We start from the raw sequence: 1,959 nt of genomic DNA, 5'->3' as shown, positions 1-1,959 counted from the left end.
CAGCGGCTGGCTCATGGCAGTGCTCCGTTATGGGCCCGGTTGCAAGGTGCCAGGCGCTGGAGTCATGAAAGCGGATTTGAGGGCAGAGCGCACCTGTCAGATCTGACAGGTGTGGGCGTTTTTCCGATGAGTGGCAGTCCTGCACTGGCGATGATAAGCCGAAAGACCAAAAGATCGCCGCCTTCGGTATCTCATTGGAATTCAATTAGTTCCTAGAAAATGCCGAAGGCTGCGATCGTTTACTTGGTTGGCTTGATCCCGTACCGTTAGCAGCTTAAAACGCGAGATCTATGGGCGGATTGCCAGGAACTGACCGCCACGTGCTGCGGGATTATTGAAGAACGATCACGACAGATGCCCATTTTAAACTCGGAATAAAAAGCATTTGTGACCTAATAATACTGCGACGGCCAAATTTTGTGGATGACTGTTTAAGGGTTTAAATTTTTAGTATCTTCAAGTTATCCACTTGCACGACGGTTTTGCTGTCCCCAAACCAAAACGATAGTTTGACAGTTGCTTGTTTGAAGCTAAATTTATACTCGACATGTTGCCAGCCATTAGTTTGAGGATAATGACCAGAAAAAGTGAGTGCATTGTCTTGAAATAGCCTGAGAAGTGATTGGTTTGAAGATTTATAATCAAAGCTAAGTTCATATTTAGCGTCGACAATAATATCGTAGAATAATTTGTATATGGTTATCTGGTGGCCGTCATAGCCGTTATTGAAAGATTCAAGAAAGTATTCTTCACCTGCCTTGACTATTCGTGACGTCCAGATTGGCGACTCGATGAGCCAATAATTCCAATTGTAATCTGTAAAATCAGTTAGATCCGACAATTCTCTATGTACTCCATAGCACCTTATGCGGCAACTTATGGCATCAAGCACGGCGGCAACTTCAAAGAAGCCGATACGTAATTTTATTAATAGCTTGGAGTCAACTTTACACCCCCGCAACCACTCCACCTCAGCCAGATAACTTAACCCCACTTCCTGATCATGCGCCGCCCCCACAAACTGCTGCTTGACCCGCTCCCCACCCCCCGCAAACGTCTCCACATACTCCAACCAAATCGGTAACCCCATCCGCTGAAACGGCCAAGCTCCGCACAGTACCTTCGTGTCATCCTTGATCAACCCAACATCCAGCACTTCACCATCAAACCCCTCGATCTTCGGCATCGGCATGCTCGATTGCAGCAACTCGCCAATCACCAGCGTCACACTCTGCACCGGCGTCGGCTGTCCATTAACGATCAGGCTGTATATCAGCTCTACAGTGCGCTGCAGATTTGCCCCGGTGACGGAGAAATCAATGTCGAATTGCACTTTCGACTGTCCCGCCACCGGCTTTTGCTGGGGAGGTACTGAGCCGGCGCCGGGTCTGCCGGCGATTTCCAGTTTTACCTCGTGATTTGCGCCAAACGCGGCGGTGTCAAACACCACGGTGAATCCATTCTGATGCCGGTTCGGGTCAAGTTTGTAATCCGGCGCCTCGACAACCGTTGGCGGCTTCAACTGACTGACTTCGCCGGTGACCGTGACGACAACGTCATTGGACGGACGCGCAGGTACGTTGGCGCGGAGTAACTTGTAGTTGGTCGTGGCCGAGCCATTGACCATGGCCCTGATCGAGGCATTGGCCAGCTTGAAATCGAAGTGCCCAGGCACGGCGCCGACCGTGTGTACCAACGGTCCGATCGTGACAGGTACTCCCTCAGGTGTCTGGCCGGTACACCTTAGCTCGACCTCGTCTCCAATCTGGAAATCCGGCGGGGTGAAATAAACCCGTGCATCGGCGTCGCTAGTGCCCAGTACCTTCAGGTCGATGGTAGTCACGTTCTGGTTGTTGACCCAGATTGTTGCCGCCGGCAAGCGGCTGATGCTCAGGTCCACATTCACATAGGTGACTTTCGACCACGGCGCCTCTGGAACCGGGAAATTATTAACCCGGT

General features: G+C 51.0%; 1 protein-coding gene. It reads right to left on the bottom strand.

The genetic code is table 11. The features are described from left to right. Positions 1-439: 439 nt before the first annotated feature. Positions 440-1,959, bottom strand: a 1,520-nt coding sequence (locus D8U61_RS27770; RefSeq protein ID WP_177433315.1) for a hypothetical protein, incomplete at its 5' end; no start/stop codon positions are given.

Origin of the sequence: Pseudomonas sp. Sample_14 (assembly GCF_004307515.1) — a bacterium.
In the GTDB taxonomy this organism is placed as follows: domain Bacteria; phylum Pseudomonadota; class Gammaproteobacteria; order Pseudomonadales; family Pseudomonadaceae; genus Aquipseudomonas; species Aquipseudomonas atacamensis.
The sequence above is the reverse complement of the archived record's forward strand: the minus strand, read 5'-3'. Positions and strand labels throughout refer to the sequence as shown.